Here is a 25313-nt window from a genome sequence, read left to right on the forward strand (position 1 = left end):
TGTTGGCGGGCGGGCACGTCTTTCCGTTCCCTTCCTTCAACAGAAGGAAGGGCGATCTTCGAGCTTATGATAGTCGATGTCAGCGACCGCCAATGACGCCGATATAATCCGATACCCAGCGATGATAGGGCACGCATTCGCCCTGGCTTTCGCATTTGGCTGTCGGCGTGCGCCAGAAGCTGATCTTGGCGAAATTATCGAAGCCATTGGTCGCGCAACCTGCATCGGTCAGGAGCGCATTACCCTTGCAGGCTGCCGGAACGGACGGTACAGCACCGAACCAGGCTGCGGCATCGCCCTGAACTTTCGGTTTTAGCGAATGCTCGAACCACTTATAGGCACAATTGGGGTGCTCGCTATCCACATGCAGCATGGTGGTGTCGGCCCAGCCGGTCGCACCTTCCTCCGGGAAAGTCGAGCCAATCTTTGCGTTTTCCGATTTCAGAAGATTGACCTGGAACGGCCATGAGCCGGAAGCCACGACACCTTCATTCTTGAAATCGTCAATCTGGATCATGGCGTCATGCCAATAACGGCTGACGAGCTTGCGCTGTCCACGCAAGAGATCAAGTGCTGCCTTATACTGGTCTTCATTGAGTTCGTACGGATTCTTGATACCAAGTTCCGGCTTGTGCTTCATGAGATAGAGGGCGGCGTCCGCAATATAGATTGGGCCGTCATAGGCCTGCACGCGGCCCTTGTTGGACTTGCCATCCGGCAGGGTCTGTTCCTCGAACACCACGTTCCAACTCTTCGGCGCTTCGTCCTTGAAAACATCAGTGTTGTACATCAGCACATTCGGCCCCCAGAGATAGGGCACACCGTAATGCACGTCCTTGACGGTGAACCACGGCGCATTTTGCAGCCGTTCGTCTACGGTCTTCCAGCTTGGGATAAGGTCGGTATTGATCGGCTGAACACGCTTTCCAGCCACGAGGCGGAGCGAGGCGTCACCGGAAGCGGTGACCAGATCGAAGCCGCCTTCATTCATCAGCGCGACCATTTCATCGGAAGTGGCGGCGGTCTTCACGCTGACCTTGCAGCCGGTTTCCTTCTCGAAATCCGTAACCCAGTCGTAGTTCTTGTCGGTCTCGCCGCGTTCAATATAGCCCGCCCAGGCCACGATGCTCAGCGCGCCTTCACCTTCGCCGATCGCTTTCAGCGGTTCGGCGGCGATGGTCTGCGTCGCAAAGCTTGCGACAGCCATCAAGGCGGTACAGGATTGCAGAATCTTTTTCATCGACCACTCCCGTTTTTTCACATTCAGTGATTTTGTTCCCGGAGCGGATCGTGTGCTGAAACCCTGCCTTTCGCAAATTCATTTATCGAAAAGCTGGTATCGATTTTTCCGATATCGAAGCTTAACGCAATCTGCCCGAACGGGCAGCTTCGGCAATACCGATGAAGTCACGCGCGGATTGGGGCAGGCTCGATCCCTTGCGCCAGGCCATGCCGATCTGCACGACAGGCAGTGACCCAGAGACATCGCGGCTTTCGATGCGATCGCCTTCCAGCGACCAAGGGCGATAGACGAGATCGGGAAGGAGCGCGATGCCCGCGCCTGTGGCTACCAAACTGCGCACGGCTTCCACTGAACGCGTGCGGAAAGCCACATGCGGGCGAGCGCCGAGAGCGGCAAGCAGCTTGCCGGTATTTTCCTCGATTTCATCCACTGTCAGCATAATCAGCGGCTCCTTCGCAATGTCGCTTACCGAAATGCTGTCCGTCGGGACCAGCGGATGGCCGAGCGGCAACCACAATCGATATGGCGAAGTTTCGAGAATTTCCGCGTGAAGTGCCATACGGTCCCGGAGATTGGAGATAACCATCACTGCCACGTCCAGTTCACCACCGACCAGGAGATGTTCAAGATAGGAACCATTATCCTCGATGGCGCTGATTTCAACGCCGGGAAAAGCCCGGCGATAGCGGGCAAGCAGGTCCGACAGCACATAACCCGCGACGAGCGAGGTGACGCCGAGATTGAGTTTACCTTTTTCCTGAATGCGATTGTCCGTGAAGGAGCGGCGGGCATCCGATACGTCTGCCAGAATTTTCGTTGCGTGGCGCAAAAACTGATGACCGTTATGTGTAACGGTAAGGCCGCGAGGGTGCCGTTCGAAAAGCTCTACATTCAGGTCCGTCTCAAGTTCTTTGACGGCTTCTGTAACGGACGATTGGGAAATGGATAGTTTCTGCGCCGCACGGGTCACAGACCCCTGTTCGGCCACAGCGATGAAGTATTGTAACTGCCGCAGGGTAAACGCCATTTTTTCAATTAAGCAAGCGCGCACTGCTATTGCAATAGGGACTGAGTACGAAGCCTAATCGTACCGTCCATACACCGGTCAGTTACGGTCGAGGAAGCATCCATCTGGATGAAAATAATCGAAGCTTCCGTTCCAAATCGCACTTCGCTTCGATGAGAATATCGGCTCACAACCAAGTCGATTTATAATTTACAATTATCTTCCATATACCATAATATCTATCATTAAATTACTTTGATAATCAAAATAGTTTTGAATGTAATATTATCTTATTTAACTATGATAAAATATTCGCCCATACTTCTGCTATATTCATTAGGAGGACATGCGATGCCGAAGATCGTTGGAACCAATGATGCCGATACTATAGTTGGCACGGAAGAGAATGACCGCATCTGGGCCCTTGCGGGAAATGACATCGTCGACGGAGGTCTTGGTAGCGATATCATCGACGGCGGTGCGGGCGATGACGTCCTGACAACAACATGGCGCAATGTGCCGGAGTTCGATGAATTAAACGGCGCCAGCGGCAACGACCGCCTCATATTCAATTTTTCGGGCGGTGCGGCAAGAGGTGATGAAGGGGTTGATACGCTCGTTACCGATTTATCCAATCGTTCAGACTCAGTTGCGTTTAACGCAATGCAGGGGCATGCCTATTGGGGAGATGGCAGCTCAAGCTTTGATCACCTCTACTTCACCGATCTGGAACGCCTCAACCTCAAGACCGGCGCGGGCAATGATACTATCGACGCTACGGGCTTCCAGTTTGCCAACATACATGCAGGCGCGGGCAATGATTATGTGCGAGGCGGTACTGGCAACGACCAGATAACCGGTGGAGCGGGCCACGACAATCTACTGGGCGGGGATGGTGACGACCAGATCAAGGGCGGCAGCGGTGATGATGTGATCGACGGCGGTAATGGCAATGACACGCTGTCCGGTAATGATGGCAACGATAAGCTCAGCGGCGGCAGGGGAAACGATACCCTGATGGGCGACGAAGGTAACGACACGCTGAATGGAGGAGATGGCAATGACCGTCTCTACGGCGGAGCTGGAACCGACATACTATTGGGTGGAGCAGGCGACGACTATTTACAGAACACGGGCACGGACGGCGATATCTTGTTTGGAGGCGACGGAAACGACTACTTCACCGCAGGATCAATAGACAGCGGCTATAGTGGCTATTGGTTTGAAATGCACGGCGGTGCCGGAAACGACACGTTTTCGATCTATTCGGATGGAGGACTTGGCACCATTGATGGAGGCGACGGTATTGATACATTGGCCGTCACTTTCGACGATGTGGCAGCCGGTTTCAAGTTCGACGCCGCCGACTATACCTCGACCGAGGTGTTCAACATCAGTGTCATCTCCGCCTATCAGGGTGCTCAGGTATTCGGCGGAAACGGCGATGACCGCATCGTCAGCATCGAGAGTTATCGTGAAGGTTTGAGTGGGAACGATACCTATAATGGTCGCGGGGGCAACGACGTGATCCATGGAGCGTTTGGGCTGGACAGCCTTCTCGGTGGCGAGGGCGATGATAAACTGTACGGTGGCGCAAGCTCCGACCGGTTATTGGGCGGAACCGGTGCAGACACTCTCAGCGGTGGAACTGAAGCCGATACATTCATTTGGGACAATGCATCACTGCAATCCAACGATATTGATCACGTCACCGACTTTGATGTCCAAGGTGGCGATGTGCTTTTGTTCCGGGATACTGAGGTCATAACTGATTTCGCCAGCTTCGTCGCGGCGTCAGTTGATACACCAGACGGTGTTTTCGTCAGCATCGATGGCGCAACGAATGGGATTGTAATTGAAGGTGTCTTGCTGAGCGAATTGACGTCCGACGACGTTTTGTTCAGCTGAATTGAACTGGCATTGTGCCGTCCGGCATATGTTTCATCACCAGCGTCAATCCAATAAAATGGACTGACGCTGGTGGTGACCATTTAAAGATGGTCGCGCGGAATAGTCTGGTTCCATTCGCGAATTTTGACCGTCCCGCCATTTTCCTTCGCCGTCAGTACGCCGGAAATGTAGAAACTCTCAGCATCTGAATGCATCTTCGTGGTGCTTTCGATGTCGATCATCCAGCCTTCACGCCCCATCTGATAGGCCTGTGTCAGCACATAGGATGCCGACAGCGGGTCATTGTCATTGACGCGCAGCTCGCGCTTGAGGCTGTGGCTCAACTGTGTACCGAGATCGTCAAAGCGCAAGATGCCTTCGCCGAACAGACCGCCGATGCCTTCCGTCACATAGAGCGTTTCGCCGGTGACGTGATCCTGTTCGGTCCAGCGGCGTACGCTGCCCGGATCAAGCTGGGTCATCGGTGTTGCCGGGCCATGCGCTGGCTTCTGGAAGCAAACCTTCGCATCGTCAGCAGACGGCAGGCGCACGGGCAGATCGAGAACCGATGTGGCGGTGTCGAGCGTCAGCATCACGCGCTTTGGCGATGGCCAGACCATCGGCCAGTAACCCGTTGCAACCGAAAGACGGATGCGATGGCCCTTCTTGAAGCTATAGCCACTATCGTTGAGCTTGATCGCGATTTCATAGGTCTTGCCCGGCGCCAGCATTTCCGGCTTGTCATGGCCGTTGATGTGGTTGAGGTTGAAGACCTGATAGCTGACGCGGGTGATGCGGCCATCCGGCAGAACGTCGCTCAGGCGCAGCGAAACCTGTGCAACCGGTTGATCAACGGTAAATGTCAGGCGAGCAACCGGCGCACCCAGAATTTCAAGATCTTCGGTCAGGACGGGTGTGTCGAAGTTGAGCGAGCCGCCATCGTCAAGACGCTGATCGGTCGGGTGTTCGCCGGGGCAACCCGTTGCCATCCATTCGCCGCCAGCCTTACCGTGGCTGTTTGGCGAGGAAATCGAAAGCACAGCCTTGGCGGCATCGGCCTTGCCCAGCGTGAAATCTGCACCAAGCGCGAAGGACTTAGGCGTGATTTCCGTCGAAGGCCAGTTCTGTTCGCCAACCCAGCGTCCATTGGTGAAGTCGCGGGAGCCAGTCGGCTCGATGGTGTCGCAGACATAGGCGCGCAGCTTCGGCTCGTCCATGATGCCGGTGTCTTTGCCCTTGAGCCACTGATCCCACCAGCGCACTGCTTCCTGCAGGAAGCCGATTGCCGGACCCGGCAGGCCGTCCTGCGGATAGACATGGCCCCAAGGGCCGATAATACCACGCGCAGGAACCTGCAGGTTTTCGAGCAGGCGCGGAACAGCATTGGTGTAACTGTCGGCCCATGCGCCAATGGCGAGAACCGGGCACTGGATTGCTGACCAGTCTTCGCAGACCGAGCCATGCTTCCAGTATTCATCGTAATGCTGGTGTTCGAGCCAGAGCGCCGGGAAGAATGGCAGGCGTTCCAGACGCTCAATCCATGCATCGCGCCAACCGGCACCCACAATCGCCGGATCGAGCGGACGCGACTGATAGGCGAGCATGATGGTGCCCCACCAGAGATTATCATTGAGCAGCAGGCCGCCCATGTAGTGGATGTCGTCGCGGAAACGGTCGTCGGTTGAATAGGCGGTGATGATCGCCTTCAATGCTGGTGGACGGCAGGCTGCGACCTGAAGGCCGTTGAAGCCACCCCAGCTCTTGCCCATCATGCCGACATTGCCGCTGCACCATGGTTGCTCAGCGATCCAGGCGATGACTTCCAGCGCGTCATCCTGTTCCTGCTGGATGTATTCGTCAGCCATATGTCCATCGGATTCGCCCGTACCACGCATGTCGACACGGATCGCGGCATAGCCGTTCTGTGCGAAATAGCCATGCATTGGCTCATCGCGGCCACGGGTGCCATCACGCTTGCGGTATGGAATATATTCGAGCACGGCAGGAACGGGATTTGCCTCGGCGCCTTCAGGCAGCCACAGGCGCGCGCCAAGACGGGTACCATCTTTCAGAGTGATCCACAGGTGCTCGGTGATATTGACGGTCATGATCGGTTCCAATTTCAATAAAGAGGAGCCGGTGCGGCATTAGCGCCGCATCGGTAGTTTAGCTGGCGGCGCGAGCCTTGAGTATGTCGTCCAGCCAGTCGCGGCGCAGCTCCGGAACGGATGTGATGAGCTGCTCCGTATAGGGCTCGTAAGGCGGTTCGAAGATTGCCTTCGTGGTGCCGGTTTCGACCACCTTGCCCTTCTGCATCACCATGGTGCGGTCGGCGAGCCGACGGACGACGCCAAGGTCGTGGGTGATGAAGAGATATGACACGTGCAATTCGTCCTGCAACTTGCGCAGAAGTCTGAGAATTTCCTCAGCCACGAGCGGGTCGAGCGCCGAGGTGACTTCATCGCAGATGATAAGATCAGGCTTTGCTGCCAGCGCGCGGGCGATACACACGCGTTGTTTCTGTCCGCCTGAAAGTGCGCCCGGAAGGCGGTTCGCAAAGTCGGCAGGCAGGCCGATCAGTTCAAGCAGGCGCTTGACCTCGATCTCGCGCTGGTCCTCATTCATGCCGAAATAGAACTTCATCGGACGACCGATGATCTCACCAACGGTCTGGCGTGGGTTCAATGCCACGTCCGGAAGCTGGTAAACCAGCTGAATGCGGCGCAGTTCTTCGCGCGAGCGCTTTTTGTAGTTCGCTTCCAGCCGTTGTCCGGCAAGCGTGATGATACCGCTTGAGTGTGGCGGCAGGCCTGCAATAATGCGCGCAAGCGTTGATTTTCCGGAACCGGATTCACCCACGACCGCAAGCGTTTCGCCGCGACGGATGTAGCAACCCACATCGGTCAGGACGAGCTTCTTGCCGTAATAGGCGGTTGCGTTTTTCACTTCGAGCAGGATTTCGCCGGTCTTGTGTTCGGCCTGTTCGCCCGAAATGCTCGATTCACGCTCAGACACCAGACGCTGGGTATAGTCCTGCTTTGGCGCTTCGAGAATTTCTTCTGCAGAACCAAGCTCGACCATTTTGCCGTGACGCAGAACCATGATGCGGTCGGCAATTTGGGCCACGACTGCAAGGTCATGCGTGATGTAAAGAGCGGCAGTGTTGTAACGCTGGATCAGGCTGCGCAGGAGTGCCAGCACTTCGATCTGGGTCGTGACGTCCAGCGCGGTTGTCGGCTCGTCCAGCACCAGAATATCCGGGCGGCAGGACATGGCCATAGCAACCATCGCGCGCTGCAACTGACCACCGGAAACCTGATGCGGATAGCGATCACCAAAGGTGTCGGCATCGGGAAGCTGCAATGTATGCAGCAGCTCCAGCATCCAGCTCTTTGCTTCGGCTTTGGTCATGAGGCCGTGATAAAGCGGGCCTTCCATGATCTGATCACCGATGCGGTGCGCCGGATTAAACGACGCCGCCGCACTTTGTGCCACATAGGCGATGCGTGCGCCGCGCGCCTTTTCACGGGTCTCGCGGGTGCCATCCATCAGCGAAATATCGTCAACGACAACTGTGCCTTCAGCGATCCTGCAGCCGCCACGGCCATAGCCCATCGCGGCAAGGCCAATCGTGGATTTGCCTGCGCCGGACTCGCCAATAAGACCAAGCACTTCACCGCGCTTCAGCGTCACATCGACATGATCGACAAGCGTTGCGCCATTGGGTGCTTTGACGACGAGGTCGGAGATTGAAAGAACGATATCCTTGCTCATCGATCAGCTCCCTGCGTGGTCGTGCGTCCGGCGAGAAGCCAGTCAACGACGAGATTGACGCCAACAGTGAGGATGGCGATTGCAGCCGCCGGGAAAAGCGGTGCGTAGAGGCCGTAGAGAATAGCCTGCTGGTTGTCCTTCACCATGCCGCCCCAATCCGCGAAGGGCGGCTGAATGCCAAGGCCAAGGAACGACAGACCGGCCACGAAAAGGAAGGTGAAGCAAAAACGCAGGCCGAATTCCGCAATCAGCGGCGGCAGCGTATTCGGCAGGATTTCACGCCAGATCAGCCAGCCGAGACCTTCGCCACGAAGACGGGCGGTTTCAGCATATTCCAGCACATTGACGCCCTGCGCCACGATACGCGCCAAACGAAACACGCGGGTGGAATCAAGCAATGCGATGGTGATGATCAGAACCGGCAGTGACGAGCCGAGCGCCTGCAGGATGACAAGCGCCGAAATGAGCACCGGAATGCACATGACGGTATCGACGATGCGCGAAAGGATCGTATCGACCCAGCCGCCGAAGATGGCTGCAAGGAAGCCGAGCGGTACCCCAACGCTGAACGACAGGAGCGACGCTGCGAGCGAGACGCCAATCGACATCTGCGCACCGAAGAGCAAGCGCGAGAGCATGTCGCGACCATTCTGATCGAGACCGAACCAGAACTGTGCCGATGGCGGATCAAACGGTGCACCAACGATTTCTTCCTGACCATAAGGCGCGATTAGCGGGCCAAACAGAAACATCAGGAGGCAGAGCGTGACGATCGCAAGACCGACCCACGCCGTCAGGGGAATAGATTTTTTCATCGGGGGTGCCTCAGACGCGGATTGAGCGCGATGGCAGCGACATCGGCGATGATATTGAGAATGACATAAGCCGCGCCAAAGACGAGGGCCGCAGCCTGCACGAGCGGAAGGTCACGCTTGGAAACGGCGTCAACCATGAAGCGGCCAAGGCCGTTATAGTTGAAAACAGCTTCGACAAGCACCACACCGGTGATGAGGTAGGCGATGTTGAACGCCACCACATTGACGATAGGCGCCGCCGCGTTTGGAAGAGCGTGCTTGGTCACAACGCGCTTTGTACGAAGTCCTTTGAGATATGCCGTTTCGACATAGGCCTGATCCATCACCGACAAAACGGCCGTGCGGGTCATGCGCATCATCTGCGCGACGGTCACGAGAACCAGCGTCAAGGCGGGCAGGGCCGTGGCCTGAATCCATTCGAGGAAGGTCATGCCTTCATAGGTGTCGGCAAGGCTTGGCAGCAGGTTGAAGCGGATCGACAGGAACAGGATCAGCAACAGGCCGAGGAAATATTCAGGCAGTGAAACGAAGGCCAGCGCCACAATGTTGATAACACGGTCGAAAATACCGCCGCGTTTGACCGCGGTGACAAGGCCGAGAAGGATGGCGATTGGAACGCTGACGACCGCGGCAAAGGCTGCCAGTGCCATCGTATTCCAGAAGCGTGGCCACAAAAGATCGGCAACTGGCTGCTGGTTGGCAAGTGACGTGCCAAGATCACCGGTCACGAAACCTGCAAGCCACGCGAAATAGCGTGCGAGGACCGGTTGATTGAGACCGAGGCTTTCGCGCAGCGTCGCAAGCGCTTCCGGCGTGGCATTCTGACCGAGAATGGCGGACGCCACATCACCCGGCAGGATCTGCGTGCCGGCGAAAATCAACGCCGACACGAGGAACAGCGTGAGGAGCCCGAGCCCCACACGCTTGAGAATTAGAACGAACATTATGCTTCCAGCCAGACTTTTTCGGCAAGGCGCGCACCCATCAGATTGAACATCGGATGCGTGGTCACGCCCTTGAGCTTCTTGGAGGTGGCGTCGAGATAGTCGCCGAACATTGGGATTAGCGCGCCGCCATCATTGCTGATCATGACCTGCAGCTCGGCATAGATTTCCTTGCGCTTGGCCTGATCGAGCATTGCACGGGCTTCGAGCAATTTGGCGTCGAAATCAGCGTTCTTCCAATGTGTATCGTTTTGCGAAGCGTTGGATGCATAAGCGACCGACAGGGCCTGATCAGCAGTCGGGCGACCACCACGATAAGACATGCAGAACGGTGCCTTCATCCAGACATTGTCCCAATATCCGTCGGCCGGCTCACGCTTGATATCGATCTCGATCCCTGACTTGGCTGCAGCAGTGCGGAAGATCGCGGCTGCATCGACGGCGCCAGTGAAGGCTGCGTCAGAAGCCGAAAGCTGAATTTTCAGCGAATCCATACCAGCCTGCTTCAGGTAGAACTTTGCCTTTTCCGGATCATAGGCACGCTGCGGCAGTGCAGCGTCGAAGAACGGGTCGGTGCTCGGGATCGGATTGTCGTTACCCAAGCGTCCGTAGCCGCGCAAGGCTGTCTTGAGCAGTTGCTCCCGGTCGATGGCGTGCTTGACGGCGAGGCGGACGTTGTTGTCGGTGAACGGCGCCTGCGTGCAGTCCATCAGGAAGGAGAAATGCTGGCCGCCGGACGACTGGACGATGTTGAGGTTCGGATTGCGCTTGAGCAGATCGACAGTTTTGAAATCAAGCTGGTTGATAGCGTGAACCTGACCGGACATCATGGCGTTGGTACGGGCCGACACATCATTGATGACGATGACTTCAACTGCATCTACCCAGGCCGTATTGGGCTTCCAGTAGCTTTCATTACGCGTGAAACGCGAACGCACGCCCGGCTGGAAACGCTCGAAGACAAAAGGACCAGTGCCGACCGGCTTGTTGAAATCGGTCCAGTCCTTGGGAACCACGAGGAAGTGATAATCGGACAGGATGTAAGGCAGATCGGCGTTGCCGCTCGTCAGCGCAATCTTGACTGTAGCGGCATCAACCTTGACGACATCGGTAAATTCCGAAGCGAGCGAACGAGCACCGGATGTGGTTTCGCCGCGATGCAGGTTGATCGAATAGATGATGTCGTCAGCGTCGAGCGTCTTGCCGTTGTGGAAGGTCACGCCCTGACGAACCTTGAAGGTCCATTCCTTGGCGTCGGCAGACGGTTCCCAGCTTTCAAACAGCTCGGGCACAGCCTTGTTGTTGGCGTCGATTTCGACAAGGCCGTTCATCAGCATGTAAGCCTGATTGACCGGAACCCAATCCTTCAGCAGGCGCGGATCGAAATTGTCTGTGGTAGAGCCGCCTCCAATGCCGAGCTTGAGCACTCCGCCTTTCTTTGGTGTGCCATCACCTTCTGCGGCCATTGCAGAATTGATAAGGCCACTCATGCCACTTGCCGCAACAAGGCCAAAGCCGGCTGCGCCCGACATGAAAGAGCGGCGTGTCAATTGAAACTGGCTTTTTTGCTCAGGCATTCTGTACCCCTGTGTTTAAGTCATAGCTTATTGGCTTTTGCGGGTGGGGTAGCTCACTGGACCCCTTATTTTCAAGGGTTGATGTCGAATTTCTGGGTATGACTTTTGTGCATACCCCCATGCGAAATGTGTGTCTTGGCATTTGCACGAACAGGAATAAAGGAGCGTTCAACAGTGATGGCAGGGGTGCTTTTCGTTCAGGAAAGCAATCCCCGCTTTTTCAGATTTTGATGATCCTGGAGATCGAAAATGGGTTTGCCGGATGTGGTCGGCTTGGTGGGCGCGTTCTTTTACCTTCTGGGCTATGCGCTGATTCAATTGCGTATTTTTACCGTCGATGATCCGGTCATTCCGTTGCTGAATGTTTTGGGCGGGGTCGCGCTGATCTATTCGCTTGCCTGGAATTTCAACCTCGGCTCCTTCATCTCACAGGTTGCCTGGCTGATCATCACCGTTATCGGATACATCCGTTTCCGCATGGTTGCGCGTCGCCGCGTCGCTCTTCCGCAGGAATGATATCTTTAACAGATCCGATCATCTTTATGTGATTGGATCTGTTCCATTGCTTGCTATCAGCCAGTCGGACACTTCCCGCACGATTTTGCGCTGGTGACGATCAGCTGGTCGCATGAGATAGAAATAGGCGTCCGACCGCATCATGTGGCTGTGCGCCGGGACCAATGTTCCGCTCGCAAGCTGCTCCTTGATAAGCCAAGTCCAGCCAAGCGTGATACCGATGCCCTGCGTTGCGGCGGCAACACAAAGACCATAGTCACCGAGCCGCCATTCCAGTGCACCGGCTGGACGAGAAAGTCTGGCATCATGCCACCATTCCGGCCAACCCTGCCACTCGCGCATTGTATCTTCGATGGCGAGCAGAACCGGTGCCTCCTGTTCCATGATGCCGGGCACGCCTGGCGCTGAGACGGGTACGACTTCCTCCCGGCCCAGCACGGTCAGATTGACCCCGATAGGCCGCTCCTTGCGATAGAATAGCGCAAGATCAAACTCGTCCAGGCGCAGATGTGCCACGTCATCCGTTACACGCAACCGGATTTCGATTCCGGGAATTTCCGCCTTCAGCCTGCCTATTCGCGATAGGAACCACTGGTCGGCAATCCCGCGTGAACAGGCGATCGTGATTTGTCGCGGCCCAATCCATGCCCGCAAGCCGTCTGTGACAGCGCTCAGATCGCCCAGAAGTCGGCTTACCTCCGAGGCATAGCTCTCCCCGATAGCAGTCAACTGCACGCCGACAGGCAGACGATTGAACAGTTTCGAGCCTATGAAGGCTTCCAGCTTGCCAATCTGCCGACTGACGGCGCTTTGGGTGAGGCCGAGCTCCAAACCTGCGCGAGAGAAACTCCCGAGCCGAGCCGCACTGTCGAAAACTACCAGCGCGTTGAGCGGCGGCATGGATTGACGACCGACTGCCAAAGTTTATTTCTCCCGTTTCTCAGAAGGCATGCATCTTTTTATGGTTTAGGTTTTCTGTATCGGGTCCTTGTCAGTCAAGCCCCTCCGATGGATTATCTCGTCACGGATTTTTTGCCGATGAATGCGAGTTCTAGAAATCCAATAGAAGTCAGTCGACCTTACGCGAAAAGCGAATAGTGTCACCCACTTCTTCAATCTGCCTGGAATGATTGAAAGCCGGAATGGTTTTCAGACTAAAGGTCGATCCAATTTTACTTGGCTAGTTTTACTTGGCTAGTTTGATTTGGCTAATTTGGTTTGGAAAGTAACCTGAGAAAAAAGCCGCCCCCGATGAGGGATGCGAGCAACCCGGCAGACATGGGCCACGGATAAGCGAGATTGCGCCCAAGCCAATCCGCAAAAACGAGCAGCAATGCGCCGAGCAGAGCGCTGGCGAGCAGGCGCATCGTCACGCTTCTGAACCCGAGCAGGGCAGCAAAATGCGGCACCATAAGACCGATGAAACTGACAGGCCCAATGGTGATCGTTGCCGCTGTTGTTCCAACACCTGCAAGAGCAAGAAGGATCGCGCGGCTTGACGAGACTTTGAGGCCAACAGCGCGCGCTGTCACATCGCCCAACGGAAAGAGGTCGAGTGGGCGCCTGAAAAGAAGAGCCGCAAGCAGAACGATAATCGCGCAGATGCAAACCAAAGCCGCGTCATTCCAGCCGATATTGCCCATTGAACCGGAAAACCAGTTCAGGAGGCCAGCCACACGCGGATTGCCGCTGGCAAGAAGCAGGACCATCAGCGCGTGGAACATGCTTCCCAAGCCTACGCCGACAAGAAGAACACGCTCTGGCTGGAACGCCATACGCCAGCCGATCCCGGCAATGGCGCTGAGCACCACCAAAGCGCCAATGGAGGCCACAACAAGCTTGGAAAAGCCACCCGCATCGCCAATGAAGAGCACTGCGATTGCAAGCCCGAAGCCCGCGCCATAACCAATGCCAAGCAAGTCGGGACTGGCCATCGGGTTTCGGAGCGTACCCTGTAGAACAAGGCCCGCAACCGCAAGACATATGCCTGCGCCGGCCGCCGTAAAAATACGTGGCACACGCCACCATGTTACGGCCTCTGGTGCGCCAAGGCTCCAGCCTTCAGGTGTTTTCGACACCAGCGCCGATATGATCATGCAAAGGGCAAGAGCGCATGAAAGCGCTAAAAGCAGGTGCAGCGGTTTCTTGATCTGCTCTCTCGCCGGGGTGATTGCCTGCGTTGAAGGCACAGCAGGCAGACGAACGCGGCTTGCCAGAATGACAAGAATTGGTCCTGTGAAAAGGCCTGCAGCGGCACCCGCGGGAATGTTGCCGACGAAAGGCGCTATGGCCCGCAGCAGCTGATCGATACCGACCAGCAGCAACGCACCAAGCAAGGCCGACCATAAGAGCCTGCGCCCATCCTGTCCGGGCGCAAAAGTGCGTGCAAGATTTGGTGCGGCAAGTCCGATCATACCAATCAGTCCAAGACTGCTGGTGATAACCGCAGCCATCGCCGCTGCGGCAGCAAGCAGAACCAGCCGCATCATTGCTGGCGAAATACCGAGTCCCTTTGCCTGATTATCGCCAAGCGAAAGAAGATTGAGCGGCCGTTGCAGGATGAAGATAAGCGCTGCAAGCGGCAGGAGACGCGGGAGAAGATAAAGGCAGACTTCCCAGCCACCTTGCTGCAGGGAACCTGCCTGCCAGGTCAGCAGGTTGATGAGGTAATCATGATTGAAGAGTACGAGCAGGCTGAAGATTGCATTGCAATAAAGCCCGACCATCAAGCCGGCCAGCACGACAGTTGTCGATGAAAACCGTCCGCGAGAGGCGATAAACAGCGAAAGGCTGAGTGCCAGTCCAGCACCGATGAGCGCGATGGCTTCGTTGCCCGCCATCCATAGGCCGGGTGCGAAAACCAGCGTGAAAGCCAGTGCAATCTGCGCGCCGGAGGCAACACCAAGAAGTCCGGGTTCAGCCAGCGGATTGCGCAGAACGGTTTGAAACACTGCGCCGCCAAGCCCGAGCGCACCACCCACAAGCAGGCCAACCGCAAGACGCGGCAGAAAGCTGTAATAACCGATCACATGGCGTGGATCGTCCAGATTGGGAGCTGCCACGATGCGCAGCCATTCCGAAGGCGCAGCAATGCTGAAAAAGCCCTGAACAATGAGCAACAATACAAATGCGACCGACAAACCCAGCATTGCCCAGCGCAGCGGGGAAGCTCGCGTGCGGCCGTGGGTTACTTCAACGCTGCTCACGCCATGTTCTCCAATGCCGAGGCGATGAGATCCGCCAGATGGGCCGCAGAAGGTACACCGCCAAAAGGATGGAATTGATTGAGCCATGCCACGCGCCCGTCGCGCACTGGTCGGAGCAATTTCCACATCGTGTTCTGTTGTAAGGAGCGTTCGGTCTGAACCCGCTGCGAAGGAATATCCACGACGAGAAACGCCGCATCAGCGCTTTCCATCAGCCGATCAAGTCCGACACGCGCCATGCCGGTTCCATTGACCGGGCCTTCCCAGACATTGGAAAGTCCGAGTTTTCGCAACACGGCATCGGGAAGCGTGCCTTCGCCATACATGGTCATTTCACGCCCGCCGATATCAGGCAGCATGATACCCACCGCGTAATCATGCTTCGAGACAGTCTCGCGCGCCTTTGCAAAACGGCTTTCCGCGTCCTCAACCACAGAAGACGGCACGGAAGGCGAAACACCGCATAAGTCCGCGACGCGGTTCAGTATCTCGATCGCCAGCCGGTATCGTTCGACATTCGGCGTTGTGATGCTCGGCACCAGCTCGACACGCGCAACATCCGCGATGCGCGGCGTCATCACGAGATTATAGTCCGTTGCGATCACAAAATCGGGCTTCAGCGCTGCAAGGGCTTCAAGATTGATCTCCCAGAACGGCCCGACATCAACGACCGTTTCCGGTAAAACCGGTGCCGCCATGCGCTGACGATAGAACGCTGTATCGGAAAGCCCTACGGGAACAATACCGAATGAAAGCATGGCTTCTGCCGCTGCCCAGTCGATCGCCACCACACGTGGAGGAGATGCGGCGGCGGCACTGAAACCAAAGCCAGAAAGCCCCGCGCAAAGCGCGAGGCCCGAACCGAACATTATCTGGCGACGTGTCAGCAAAACGCTCGCCTCAGAAACTGACCTTCACACGGCCTATGACCGAGCGGCGATCGCCTTCGTAGCAGCTGAACGCATCCTCGCAGGTGGTGAAATACTTCTTGTCAAACAGGTTTGTGGCATTCACCTGGAAGGTCATGTCCTTGTACTTGTAGCTCACACCGGCATCGACGAGTGTTCGGCCATCGACCTTGATCGTATTGGCTTTGTCGCCATAGCTTGCACCCACATAACGCACGCCGCTACCAAGGCTGAGGCCTTCAAGCATGCCGCTGTTGAACGTGTAATTGAGCCATGCCGAAGCCTGGTGTTCCGGCACCATCGTCACCTGCTTGCCGATAAACGCCGCAGCATCTTCGGTGATTTCCGCCTTGGTATAGGTGTAGGAACCGACGAAATCCCAGCCATAGCTCAGATCGACCTTGCCTTCGAGTTCCAGCCCGCGCGAATGCACCTCGCCCGTCGCCTGTGGCCCATCGATATAGCTGTAGGAAACGACATTCGATTTCACGATGTCGAACCACGCCAGCGTGAACAGCGCGTCGATTTCCTTTGGCTGATATTTTACGCCGACTTCCCACTGACGGCCTTCCGACGGATCGAAAGTGTTGCCGCTGTTATCCGCGCCGAGATTGGGCACAAAGGATTCCGAATAGCTGACATAGGGCGCGATGCCCCACGGCGTCACATAGGTGATACCCGCGCGACCGCTGAATTTCCCAATGCTCTGATCTGTATCACTGGAATCGAGACGATTATGGCTGTTGAGGTCCAGCCAGTCATAGCGCCCGCCCAAAGTGACAATCCAGTTGTCGTTGAACTTGATCTGATCCTGCGCATAAAGCCCGGTCTGATTGTATTTCTGGCGATAGCTTTGCGTTACCGTCGTCGGAACAGAAATCGGAATACCATAAGACGGATTGAACGGGTTCAGCGTTGGGGCCGGATCACGATACTGCGTCACATCGGAATCCGAATAGGAGTAATCAAGGCCGAACAGTGCCTGATGGGAGATGTTGCCGGTTTCAAATTCCGCAATGGCCTGATTGTCGACCACCAGCCCGCTCATATTCTCATCGAAGCGACGCGCCTGACGCGTGATCCCGGTCGGCCCGAGCCCAAGCGCCAGCACATTGTCGAGCAGGAAGCTGACCTGTCCGTAGCGAAGGTTCTGCTTCACCGTCCAGGTGTCGTTGATATGATGTTCAAACTGATAGCCGATGCTGCCCTGCTTCTGGACGCTGCGGTTGAAATCAGGATCACCAACCAGAATATTGGGGTAATTCGGATAAAGGCTGCTGATCGTCGCAGGCAGCACGCTGCCGCCACTATCGTCGCGCAGCAACTGGCCCGAAACCGTCAACGACGTATCCGCATCGGGTGCCCAGGTGAGCGAAGGCGCGATCATGTAGCGATCGTCCTTGACCTCGTCGCCATTGGAATATTCGAACTGCGTGTTGCCCTTGCGAACCACGCCGACCAGACGATAGAGCAGTGTCTTGTCTTCATTGACCGGCCCGGTCAGGTCGACGCCAATCTGCTTGCGATTGAAACTGCCATATTCGACCGATGCTTCATGCGAAGCTTCAGCCTGCGGCTTCTTGGTAACGCGATTGACCAGACCGCCAGCATCGCTCTGTCCGTAAAGCGACGAAACAGGACCACGCAGCACTTCGATGGAATCCAGTTCGTACGGATCGGTACGGAAGAAGGTGTAGGAATTGGAGAGCTGACGCAGGCCGTTCTGATAGGAACTGGTCGACTGCGCGTTGAAACCGCGCATGAAAATCCAGTCATAGCCTTTTGGGTCCGGACCGTAGGTTTCAATGCTTACGCCGGGGACATAACGCAGCATTTCCGTGACGCTTTGCGCATTCTGCATCTCGATCTGCTTGCGGCTGACAACAGATACTGACTGCGGCACCTCGATAAGCGGCGTATTGGTCTTGGTGGCTCCGCCAGAGCTTTCAACGACAACGCTCCTCGACGTGTCGCTGCCACTATTGCCTTCAACGGTAATCGTATCGAGGAGCAAAGACCCATCAGGAGCAACCGCGCCAGCATCGACTGATTGCTGCGCCGATATCGTGACGGTATTGCCGCGCAAACTATATGTGAGGCCAGAACCGGAGAGAATCCGGCCTAGTGCTTCCGAACGTGTCAGCGAACCTTGTGCACCGCCGGAGTTCTTGCCGCGCACAATATTTGCGTCAAAGAACAGCTGAACGCCGGTTTTGTTTGAGTATTGCACCAGCGCTTTGGACAACGGCTGTGCTGCAATATCAAACGACGTGCGCTGCACCTGGCTGTTGGCAGCGGCTTGCGCCCAAACCGTACTTGGCGCGAATGCCGCGACCGCAACCAGCGCACTTGCCGCGAGCAGATGCGCTGACAGCCCGGTTTTAAGAAGAGCCTGAGAACCTTGGCCACGACCAGTCTGAGTTCGGCTCTTCATATCGACGCGCATAGTTTAATCCCCGATGTCTGATGCCCCTGCTTTTGGCAGGATTTTCCTGTTACTTCATGGCTACCACGCAGCCCCTCAGAGGATTAGACACCTCGGAAACGCGATCTAATGATCGGTAGCTTAAAAAAATTTGATTTTTTTAATCCAGTTATTATCGCCGTGTAACGACGGTCACCCAGCCGGAACCGTTCAGGACCCTGACCGGCAAGGTTTCGGCAATGGTTGCAAGAGCCGCTTCGGCATCACGCGTATCAAAAATTGCCGTAACCGGCATATTGCCGATTTCTGTGTCGGTGAGGAAAATCCTGCCGCGACGATAGCGTTCCAGCTCGCTCAGTACTCGGCTGAGCGGAACGTCCTCAAAGATAATCCTGTCATTGCGCCAGGCTTCAACCGTCTGCTGGTCGGCCCGTTGCGGCAAAGCCGCTTCATCACCGCTATAAGTTATCTGCCAGCCCTCATCAAGGCGCACCGGATCGCTTTGACCAAAAGCCACTGAAACTGCATGCTCAACCACTGAAACAGTGACCGCCCGATCGATCAGTTTCACGTCAAAAGCAGTCCCGAGCGCGGTGATCGTGCCGCCATTGGCGCTAACCACAAAGGGGCGCGACGGATCGGAGGCGACCTGAAAGAACCCCTGCCCTTCATGGAGCACAAGGTTGCGCCCGTTGCCCGAAAAATCGAGGGAAAGCGCCGAATAGCTGCCAAGCTCGACAGTGCTTCCATCGGCAAGCGTAAAGCTGCGACGTTCACCGACACCCGTTTGATAAGTCGCAAACAGACCGGGACGCGACAAGAGATAAGCGCCAGGCAGAAGAACGAGAGCGGTAAGGCCACCCAGAACAACGCCGCGCCGGCCCACACGACCGTCCGATTTATGGCCCGATTGGCGGAAGCGGTCATATTCAGGCTTCACGGCATCGAAGCGTTGCCACAGCGTCTGCGCACGCTCATAGGCCACTCGATGCGCAGGGTCAGATGCAATCCAGGCTGAAAACGCACGCCGGTCATCGGCGCTGACGGTTTTGTCCTGTAACAGCACAAACCATTCCAGCGCCTTCATGTAAACCGGATCGGTTTCAAACTCCTTCATGGGCGTCTTGATGTTCCCGCTTATAATTACTCTGAAAGCCGCCTGTCGAGTTCAGCCAGCGCTGACACGATCTGCGTTATAACCGTATTTCGGGAAATTCCCATACGCTCGGCAACTTCGTCATAACTCAACCCCTCGATCCGGTTGAGAACAAAGGCTTCGCGCCGACGCGGCGGAAGCTGCGCAACGGAATGTAAAAGACGATGAAGCTCGCTGCGATAAAGCACCGTCATTTCCGGCGATGGTCTCGCATCGGCAAAGCGCTCGGGCTCATCGACCTCGATTTCGACATCCGCCCTGCGGCGGGCATCGCGTAAGTGATTGAGCGCGAGATTGCGCGCTGTGCGCTTTACATAAGCAGGACCTGGCGCCTGTGCCGTATCTTCATAGCGGGAAAGCAGGTTCAGGAAGGCTTGCTGAACGACATCTTCAGCCGTGGCGGTATTTCCGACAATACGACGCACAAAAGCCCGCAGACTGATCTGCTCGCTTTCATAGAGTTCTGCCAGATCCCACAACCGGGAAGTCATTTGTTCGCGTGCTCCGAACTAAACATATGCTCCAGCATCTGCGGACGAACAGACACTCATTCACGCCATAAAGGTCCGGAAAATATCGCGCAATCACAATTATTTAGAAGAATTCCAGGCAGAGAAAACAAACATGTATCAAATACTCATCTTTTATCGTTTTAAAACATTGGCTTCGGCAGGGACCTCGCGCCCGCTTTCATTGGAAACAAGAGGGCGGCGCCGGAAACTTTGTTGTCCGGATGTACCTAAAATATCACATCATTTGCAGATCAATGAGCCGGCATCGCGATGATATAATGATGCTTCCATCCTCAAGCCGGTTGGGGCATTCTCGGCAAGCTGGTGAGAAGTTTTCTCGTATAGGCATGCTGCGGATCGGCCAGAATATCCCGCGTATTGCCCTGCTCCACAATCCGGCCTTTTTCCAGAACGATCAACCGCTCGCACAACAGCGCGACCAGCGCAATGTCGTGCGACACCACCACGAAAGTGGTTTGCTCTGAAAGAGACCGCATGAGATCGATAATGCGGGCGCGCGTCCTCAGATCAAGCGCGCTGACCACCTCGTCGGCGATGACGAGCTCGGGTTTAGAGACAATTGCCCGAGCGATGGCTATACGCTGGCGCTGGCCACCTGAAAACTCGTGCGGATAGCGGCGGGCGGCATCCGCTGGCAAATCGACGGAATCGAGCGCCTGCGCAACTGCCTGCGCAATATCGGTCTCGATTTTCAAAGATCGCAGCGGCTCGGCAATGATGTCGAAGACACGCTGGCGCGGATCGAGCGATGAATAGGGATCTTGAAACACCGCCTGCACCGAACGGCGAAAATCGCGCATGAAACCGCGATTGCCAATATCCAGAGGCTTGCCGCGAAACAAAACGTTCCCCGAAGATGGGCGCTGCAGTCCAAGCAGCAGTTTCAACATGGTCGTTTTGCCGGAACCGGACTCACCGACAATGCCCAGATTGCTTCCGGTCTCAAGATTCAGATCGACATCATGCAAAACCGTCTTACCGCCGGCATAGGCAAAGGAAACGCCCGAAAGGTCCATCAAAGTCATCGCGCAACCTCCAGAGCGGCATCGAACGCCCGTGCAGCGGCCACGAGCCCCTGCGTATAGGGCTGCTGCGGATCGGTGAAAAGCGCCGCAACCGGCCCTTCTTCTATAAGTTTTCCGTGTCGCAGGACCAGCGCGCGTTCGGTGACGGCCGCAACCACCGGCAAATCGTGACTGATGAACAGAAGCCCCATTCCCTCGTCCCGCACCAGTTGCTCCAGCAGCTTCAAAATCTCGGCCTGCGTGGTGACATCGAGCGCCGTCGTCGGCTCGTCCGCGATCAAAAGCTTGGGGCGACAGGCGAGAGCCATTGCGATAGCCGCACGCTGGCGTTGACCACCCGATATTTCATGGGGCCAGGATCGGGCAATGCGCTCCGGGTCTGGCAGGGATACGCGTTCCAGAAGTGAGTGGACCTCAGCACTGACTTCAGTTTTCCCGGTTCGGTGACCATCCCGAAGCGCACGGCGACGGACGACCAAACCGACTTGTTTGCCAATCCGCATCAGCGGGTCGAGCGCCGTCATCGGTTCCTGAAAAACCGTTGCAATGCTCTGCCCGCGCAATGGCACCAGCTCACGGTCTCGCGCCCCTATCACTTGGTGGCCGTCGAGCGTGATCGATCCGCTTGCCCGCATGCCGTCCGGCAACAGTCCCATGATAGCAAGAGCCGTCAACGACTTGCCTGAACCGGATTCACCGATCAGACCGACCCGTTCACCCTGTCCAACCGATAGCGAGACGCCGGAAACCAGAGACCTGCCTGCCGTTTCTATCTGGAGGTTCTCCACATTCAGCAAAATGCTCAACGTTGTCTCCTCCGTGTTGGGTCGGCCACGTCACGCAGCCCGTCGGCAAACAGATTGAGCCCGATCACCAATGAGACAAGCGCCAGACCGGGTGCTATGGCACCGAACGGCGCCGTATAAACCGACGCTTGCGCCTCCTGCAGAAGCCGTCCCCAGGATGAATTGGGCGGTGGAGCGCCAAGACCAAGATAGGAAAGCGATGCTTCCGCGATCACCGCCAGACCGAACTGAAGCGCAAAATTGACAATCAGCGTCGGCCAGATGTTCGGCAGCACATGGATGCGGACCAACCCGAGCCGTGATGTGCCGGAAATGCGCGATGCCGTAATGTAATCCATCGCCAGAACCCGCTTTGCGAGGATGCGGGTCAGACGTGCCACGATGGCCGATCCGGCGATACCGATGGCCACGATGGCGGTCGTCAGGCTTGCACCGTCGCTGGAAGCCACGATCAACATGGCCAGCAACAGGGTTGGGAAGGCAATGAGAATATCGAGCGTTGCCGCCAGCACGTCATCAAGCGTCTGCGTTGCAAACGCCGCAAGCACACCCAGCGTGACGCCAATCACTGCGCTGAGCGCGATGGCTCCACAGCCGACGATAAGCGCAATGCGCGAACCGATCATGATTTGTGTCATCAAATCGCGTCCCAGACGATCCGTACCGGCCCAATGCAGCCAGGACGGAGCCTCCAGTCGTCCACCGACCATTTCGCCGGCACCGTAAGGTGTCCAGACCAGCGAGAGAAGAGCGACAGCCAGATGCAACCCCAGCAGCAATCCACCCACAATAAGGGGCCATGGCAGTCGGTAAGCCGGCTTTTCATCCCTGACGGCAGGCGTCATATCAGCAGGCTCCGTCATGCACGACCTCCCGCAGACCGCTGGCGCAAGCGCGGGTCGATCAGTCGTTGCAGGAGATCTGCGGCAAAGCCGACCAGCAGCACCAGAAGCGTCGATACAAACAGAACACCCTGAACATTGGGATAGTCGCGCTGCTCTATGCCGAGCAGAAGCATCGAACCGAGACCCGGCAACGAGAAGACACGTTCGACCACCACAGCACCAAGCAAAGTCGAGGCAAGCTCGATACCGAGGATCGAGATCACCGGCACCGCGCCGTTGCGAATACCGTGACGGACAAGAGCCTGCGAGAATGTCGCGCCAAGCGCCCGTGCGGTACGAAGATAGTCGCTGCCAAGCACGTCCTGCGTGGCCGAACGGACATAACGGATCAACGATGCCGACATGACGATGGCAATGGTTGTGACCGGCAATACCAGCGATTGAAAAGCAGCCGGCGCCGACTGCCATCCTCGTGATGGGAACCCACCCGAAGGAAACAACCGCAGCTTAACTGCAAAAAACCAGACCAGCAGAATGCCTATCCAGAACACCGGCACGGCGATGCCGAGCTGGGAGATGACGGATATCACCGTTCCATACCAGCGGTCCTGGCGCACGACCGACAGAATGCCGAGTGGCACCGCGATCATGATCGCAACGACGAATGCCATCAGCGTCAAGGGCACGGTCACAATCAACCGCTTGCCGATTTCGGCAAGAACCGGTGCTCCACTCACAAAGGAATTACCAAGATCGAAGCGCAGGAGGCTACCGATAAAACGCAGAAACTGCTCGTAGAGAGGCAGGTCCGAACCGACCTGCTTGCGCGCGGCCTCGATCTGCGCCGCATCCGCGCCGACAGAAACAAGCGCATTTGCGGGATCGCCCGGCAGAAGGCGCAACAGCAGAAACAACACGATCGATGCGATGAAAACCGACAGAACCAATATGGCTGAACGGCGTATGATATAGGCGAAAATAGCGTTTACCTCTCCGATGTCAGGGCAGCGCTCGGACCCTCATGCAAATGCGACAACGCCGCCGGAAATTAATTCAGGCGGCGCAGTCTGTCGAGCTGATGTTCTCGATATCGACAGGCGGTTATTATTCCGCTTTCACAATGTCATAGGCGGAAAACTGGGAGTTCAGGCCGTTGATCGGGTAGCCGCTCACTGATTTTTTCGAAACAACGATCTGCGGATAGAGGTAGAACCAGTTGCTGGCCGCATCTTCGGCAATGATCTTGTTCGCCTCGGTCAGCTTGGCCGTCTGTTCATCCGTCGTAGCACTTGCTTCCGCTTCCTTGATGAGCTCGACAACCTTCGGATTGTTATAACCCCAATAGAAATCGGGATTGCCATAGAACACGATATCGCGATGGTTCACATGCTCCTGCAAGGTGGCCTGGAAATCGTGTGCCTTATAGACCTTCGTGTACCACTCATTGGCAGTGATGACGTTGATCTTGACGGTTACGCCGACCTTGGCCAGCTCGCTCTGGATGAACTGCGCGGCAATCGGGTGTGGATCGTAATTCGGCGTATCGATAGTGAAGGTGAAGCCATCCGGGTAACCAGCTTCCTTGAGAAGTTCCTTGGCACTTTCAGGATCATAGGCGTCGACTTTGGTGAGATCGACATACCACGGATCGGTCGGCGGTACGAATGAGCCGATCAGCGTGCCATAATCGCCCCACACAGCCTTCAAAAGCTTATGGTCGTCGATTGCACGGGCGAGCGCCTTGCGCACTTTGACATTGTCGAATGGCGCAATACGGTCGTTATAGGCCAGCAGTAGCTTGGTGGTCGACTGCCCTTCGCTGACGGTGAAATCGGGATTGTCCTTGAACTGGGCTAGTGAATCCGGGCTTTGAACCGACGTGATGATATCAACCGAACCGGTCAGCAAAGCATTGTTCAGCGCGCTTGCATCGGTGAAATACTGGAAGACCACCTCGCCGTTTTTCGGCTTGGCGCCCCAATATTTATCGAAGCGCTTCATCGACAGGGACGACCCACGACGCCAGTCTTCCAGCTCGTAAGGTCCGGTTCCGTCTTCCTTCGACTGCAGATCCTTCGCTTCGTCGTTCACCACCCATACATAGCTTAGATTGTACGGCAGCGAGATTGAGCGCGAAGACAGCTTGACGATAACGGTTTCATCATCCGGAGTCTCAACGGCCGAAATAGTCTTGAGGCTGCTTTTGCGTGAGCTCTTCGATTCCGGCGCGGCAACGCGCTCGATGGAGAATTTGACGTCCTTGGAAGTCAACGGCGCTCCAGAGTGAAAAGTCACGCCCGGCTGCAGCTTGAACGTATATGTCAGCCCGTCGTCGCTGACGCTGTAATCCTTCGACAGGACCGGCTCGACCTTGCCGTCATCAGCAAGCCGGAACAGGGCCTCATAGACATTGCCGTTGAAGGCTTCGTTGATGCCCTGCCCCGCACCGGCGGTATTGTCGAGGTTTTGCGGTTCGTAGAGCGAGCCGATATTGATTGTCGCGTCCGGGTCGCTTTCCTGTGCCAACGCCTGGCTGAACGATCCGATACCGAGCGTCACGGCCAATGCCGCGCTCAAGCTCCAGTAAGCCAATCCAGATTTGCGATCACGAATGTTGAAGCCGCCCATATTATTCTCCTGCGTG

General features: G+C 56.4%; 20 protein-coding genes. 2 read left to right on the forward strand and 18 right to left on the reverse strand.

The annotated features are described in order from the left end of the window. Window positions 1–79: 79 nt before the first annotated feature. The gene (locus LJ361_RS11000) at window positions 80–1240 is read right to left on the reverse strand and encodes an ABC transporter substrate-binding protein (protein ID WP_264813535.1); all 1161 of its coding nucleotides are present in this window, start codon (window positions 1238–1240) and stop codon (window positions 80–82) included. A 121-nt stretch (window positions 1241–1361) separates the two neighbouring features. Beyond that, the gene (locus tag LJ361_RS11005; protein ID WP_010660504.1) at window positions 1362–2270 is read right to left on the reverse strand and encodes a LysR family transcriptional regulator; all 909 of its coding nucleotides are present in this window, start codon (window positions 2268–2270) and stop codon (window positions 1362–1364) included. 330 nt (window positions 2271–2600) lie between these two features. Here LJ361_RS11005 and LJ361_RS23490 point away from each other — a divergent pair, with 330 nt between their 5' ends. Continuing rightward, window positions 2601–4157 carry a calcium-binding protein gene (locus LJ361_RS23490; protein WP_278436514.1) on the forward strand — a complete coding sequence of 519 codons (1557 nt, stop codon included), beginning with the start codon at window positions 2601–2603 and terminating at the stop codon, window positions 4155–4157. Window positions 4158–4240: 83 nt separating this feature from the next. Here LJ361_RS23490 and LJ361_RS11025 read toward each other — a convergent pair whose 3' ends face one another. Genes LJ361_RS11025 through LJ361_RS11045 form a run of 5 tightly spaced genes read right to left on the reverse strand, consistent with a single transcriptional unit; the run spans window position 4241 to window position 11249 of the window. After that, window positions 4241–6247 (reverse strand): CocE/NonD family hydrolase, encoded by a 2007-nt coding sequence (locus tag LJ361_RS11025; RefSeq protein ID WP_264813538.1) that lies wholly within the window; start codon window positions 6245–6247, stop codon window positions 4241–4243. Between the two features lie 58 nt (window positions 6248–6305). Next, window positions 6306–7913 carry an ABC transporter ATP-binding protein gene (locus LJ361_RS11030; protein ID WP_125334674.1) on the reverse strand — a complete coding sequence of 536 codons (1608 nt, stop codon included), beginning with the start codon at window positions 7911–7913 and terminating at the stop codon, window positions 6306–6308. Then, window positions 7910–8728: an ABC transporter permease gene (locus tag LJ361_RS11035; protein ID WP_010660508.1), complete on the reverse strand. Its 819-nt coding sequence runs from the start codon at window positions 8726–8728 to the stop codon at window positions 7910–7912. The genes LJ361_RS11030 and LJ361_RS11035 overlap by 4 nt, the downstream gene beginning before the upstream one ends. Further along, window positions 8725–9672 carry an ABC transporter permease gene (locus LJ361_RS11040; RefSeq protein ID WP_011982535.1) on the reverse strand — a complete coding sequence of 316 codons (948 nt, stop codon included), beginning with the start codon at window positions 9670–9672 and terminating at the stop codon, window positions 8725–8727. Before LJ361_RS11040 ends, LJ361_RS11035 begins: the two co-directional genes overlap by 4 nt. After that, the gene (locus tag LJ361_RS11045) at window positions 9672–11249 is read right to left on the reverse strand and encodes an ABC transporter substrate-binding protein (protein WP_264813540.1); all 1578 of its coding nucleotides are present in this window, start codon (window positions 11247–11249) and stop codon (window positions 9672–9674) included. Before LJ361_RS11045 ends, LJ361_RS11040 begins: the two co-directional genes overlap by 1 nt. A gap of 249 nt (window positions 11250–11498) precedes the next feature. On the opposite strand from LJ361_RS11045, the gene LJ361_RS11050 reads away from it, so the two are divergent. Continuing rightward, window positions 11499–11765 carry a CBU_0592 family membrane protein gene (locus LJ361_RS11050; protein ID WP_011982533.1) on the forward strand — a complete coding sequence of 89 codons (267 nt, stop codon included), beginning with the start codon at window positions 11499–11501 and terminating at the stop codon, window positions 11763–11765. 24 nt (window positions 11766–11789) lie between these two features. Here LJ361_RS11050 and LJ361_RS11055 read toward each other — a convergent pair whose 3' ends face one another. The 11 genes from LJ361_RS11055 to LJ361_RS11105 all read right to left on the reverse strand — a co-directional run bounded on the left by LJ361_RS11055 (window position 11790) and on the right by LJ361_RS11105 (window position 25297). Continuing rightward, complete coding sequence (locus LJ361_RS11055; protein WP_010660512.1) at window positions 11790–12686, reverse strand: LysR family transcriptional regulator; 897 nt, start codon at window positions 12684–12686, stop codon at window positions 11790–11792. Window positions 12687–12973: 287 nt separating this feature from the next. After that, window positions 12974–14971 carry a Fe(3+)-hydroxamate ABC transporter permease FhuB gene (gene fhuB, locus LJ361_RS11060; protein ID WP_264813541.1) on the reverse strand — a complete coding sequence of 666 codons (1998 nt, stop codon included), beginning with the start codon at window positions 14969–14971 and terminating at the stop codon, window positions 12974–12976. Continuing rightward, a complete protein-coding gene (locus LJ361_RS11065) occupies window positions 14968–15861 on the reverse strand; it encodes an ABC transporter substrate-binding protein (RefSeq protein ID WP_264813542.1) in 894 nt (297 codons plus the stop codon). The genes fhuB and LJ361_RS11065 overlap by 4 nt, the downstream gene beginning before the upstream one ends. Window positions 15862–15871: 10 nt before the next feature. Beyond that, window positions 15872–18325: a TonB-dependent siderophore receptor gene (locus LJ361_RS11070; RefSeq protein WP_264813543.1), complete on the reverse strand. Its 2454-nt coding sequence runs from the start codon at window positions 18323–18325 to the stop codon at window positions 15872–15874. A gap of 151 nt (window positions 18326–18476) precedes the next feature. Beyond that, window positions 18477–19421 carry a FecR family protein gene (locus tag LJ361_RS11075; protein WP_029928612.1) on the reverse strand — a complete coding sequence of 315 codons (945 nt, stop codon included), beginning with the start codon at window positions 19419–19421 and terminating at the stop codon, window positions 18477–18479. Between the two features lie 26 nt (window positions 19422–19447). Beyond that, window positions 19448–19951 (reverse strand): RNA polymerase sigma factor, encoded by a 504-nt coding sequence (locus LJ361_RS11080; protein WP_029928614.1) that lies wholly within the window; start codon window positions 19949–19951, stop codon window positions 19448–19450. A 314-nt stretch (window positions 19952–20265) separates the two neighbouring features. After that, window positions 20266–21018, reverse strand: coding sequence for an ABC transporter ATP-binding protein (locus LJ361_RS11085; protein ID WP_264813544.1), 753 nt, complete (start codon window positions 21016–21018; stop codon window positions 20266–20268). Next, window positions 21015–21824, reverse strand: coding sequence for an ATP-binding cassette domain-containing protein (locus LJ361_RS11090; RefSeq protein ID WP_029928616.1), 810 nt, complete (start codon window positions 21822–21824; stop codon window positions 21015–21017). Before LJ361_RS11090 ends, LJ361_RS11085 begins: the two co-directional genes overlap by 4 nt. Then, on the reverse strand, window positions 21821–22687 hold the full coding sequence (locus tag LJ361_RS11095; RefSeq protein WP_010660520.1) for an ABC transporter permease: 867 nt from the start codon (window positions 22685–22687) through the stop codon (window positions 21821–21823). The genes LJ361_RS11090 and LJ361_RS11095 overlap by 4 nt, the downstream gene beginning before the upstream one ends. Then, on the reverse strand, window positions 22684–23616 hold the full coding sequence (locus LJ361_RS11100; RefSeq protein WP_264813545.1) for an ABC transporter permease: 933 nt from the start codon (window positions 23614–23616) through the stop codon (window positions 22684–22686). Before LJ361_RS11100 ends, LJ361_RS11095 begins: the two co-directional genes overlap by 4 nt. 157 nt (window positions 23617–23773) lie before the next feature. Further along, entirely contained in the window at window positions 23774–25297 is a 1524-nt protein-coding gene (locus LJ361_RS11105; RefSeq protein WP_264813546.1) for an ABC transporter substrate-binding protein, read from the reverse strand. Between the last annotated feature and the right edge of the window lie 16 nt (window positions 25298–25313).

Origin of the sequence: Brucella sp. JSBI001, assembly GCF_026014005.1 — a bacterium.
Lineage (GTDB): Bacteria > Pseudomonadota > Alphaproteobacteria > Rhizobiales > Rhizobiaceae > Brucella > Brucella anthropi.

Excerpts from the sequence above, each read along its gene's own strand:
- LJ361_RS11000 (WP_264813535.1), bottom strand. The coding sequence starts at position 1,240 with ATGAAAAAGATTCTGCAATCCTGTACCGCCTTGATGGCTGTCGCAAGC.
- LJ361_RS11005 (WP_010660504.1), bottom strand. The coding sequence starts at position 2,270 with ATGGCGTTTACCCTGCGGCAGTTACAATACTTCATCGCTGTGGCCGAA.
- LJ361_RS23490 (WP_278436514.1), top strand. The coding sequence starts at position 2,601 with ATGCCGAAGATCGTTGGAACCAATGATGCCGATACTATAGTTGGCACG.
- LJ361_RS11025 (WP_264813538.1), bottom strand. The coding sequence starts at position 6,247 with ATGACCGTCAATATCACCGAGCACCTGTGGATCACTCTGAAAGATGGT.
- LJ361_RS11030 (WP_125334674.1), bottom strand. The coding sequence starts at position 7,913 with ATGAGCAAGGATATCGTTCTTTCAATCTCCGACCTCGTCGTCAAAGCA.
- LJ361_RS11035 (WP_010660508.1), bottom strand. The coding sequence starts at position 8,728 with ATGAAAAAATCTATTCCCCTGACGGCGTGGGTCGGTCTTGCGATCGTC.
- LJ361_RS11040 (WP_011982535.1), bottom strand. The coding sequence starts at position 9,672 with ATGTTCGTTCTAATTCTCAAGCGTGTGGGGCTCGGGCTCCTCACGCTG.
- LJ361_RS11045 (WP_264813540.1), bottom strand. The coding sequence starts at position 11,249 with ATGCCTGAGCAAAAAAGCCAGTTTCAATTGACACGCCGCTCTTTCATG.
- LJ361_RS11050 (WP_011982533.1), top strand. The coding sequence starts at position 11,499 with ATGGGTTTGCCGGATGTGGTCGGCTTGGTGGGCGCGTTCTTTTACCTT.
- LJ361_RS11070 (WP_264813543.1), bottom strand. The coding sequence starts at position 18,325 with ATGCGCGTCGATATGAAGAGCCGAACTCAGACTGGTCGTGGCCAAGGT.
- LJ361_RS11075 (WP_029928612.1), bottom strand. The coding sequence starts at position 19,421 with ATGAAGGAGTTTGAAACCGATCCGGTTTACATGAAGGCGCTGGAATGG.
- LJ361_RS11080 (WP_029928614.1), bottom strand. The coding sequence starts at position 19,951 with ATGACTTCCCGGTTGTGGGATCTGGCAGAACTCTATGAAAGCGAGCAG.
- LJ361_RS11085 (WP_264813544.1), bottom strand. The coding sequence starts at position 21,018 with ATGACTTTGATGGACCTTTCGGGCGTTTCCTTTGCCTATGCCGGCGGT.
- LJ361_RS11095 (WP_010660520.1), bottom strand. The coding sequence starts at position 22,687 with ATGACGGAGCCTGCTGATATGACGCCTGCCGTCAGGGATGAAAAGCCG.
- LJ361_RS11105 (WP_264813546.1), bottom strand. The coding sequence starts at position 25,297 with ATGGGCGGCTTCAACATTCGTGATCGCAAATCTGGATTGGCTTACTGG.